Consider the following 598-nt stretch of genomic DNA (forward strand, 5'->3'; position numbering starts at 1 on the left):
ACAAAAAATACCGGACGTACTTTATACGTAGGCGCTCACTATGATTCAGCGACGCAGTATCCCAACTATATCGATCTTGAAGGATTAGACGACAATGCCTCAGGCTCTGGCGTACTAAGTGAACTAGTCTATCATTTTAACGGAGTCAATACCGCAGATACGATTAAATTTATAGCGTTTGGCTCTGAAGAAGGTGGCCTGCAAGGCTCTAAAGCATTTGTCGCAAGCTTAAGCCAAGATGAGATTGACAATGCTATTGGTATGATTAATTTGGATAGCTTGCTCACAGGCGATAATATGTATGCTAACGCTGGGGACAATAGTTATGACGATGATGGCAATGAGATTGCAGCCAATGTCAAATTACGTGAAGCGGCGCTGCGTATTGCAAACGAGCTTAATCTTGGCTTGCAAGTAAACCCAGCGATCATTCCTCCGGGCGAAACCGAGCCTTATAAGCCACTTGGCGTAGGCTGTTGTAGCGATCAAGAATCGTTCGACAGTATTATGCCTGTAGTCGCTTTTGAGGCAACCAACTGGAGCTTAGGCCCAGATTTTGATGGCTATACGCAAACGGACAACCCTGATATTCCAGATG

General features: G+C 45.0%; 1 protein-coding gene. It reads left to right on the top strand.

Translation table 11 applies throughout. The annotated features are described in order from the left end of the window. Positions 1-598: M20/M25/M40 family metallo-hydrolase (locus tag ACS8FD_RS22540; protein ID WP_439277499.1), on the top strand; the 598-nt coding region annotated here is incomplete at both ends.

The organism is Psychrobacter sp. 1U2 (assembly GCF_051847575.1).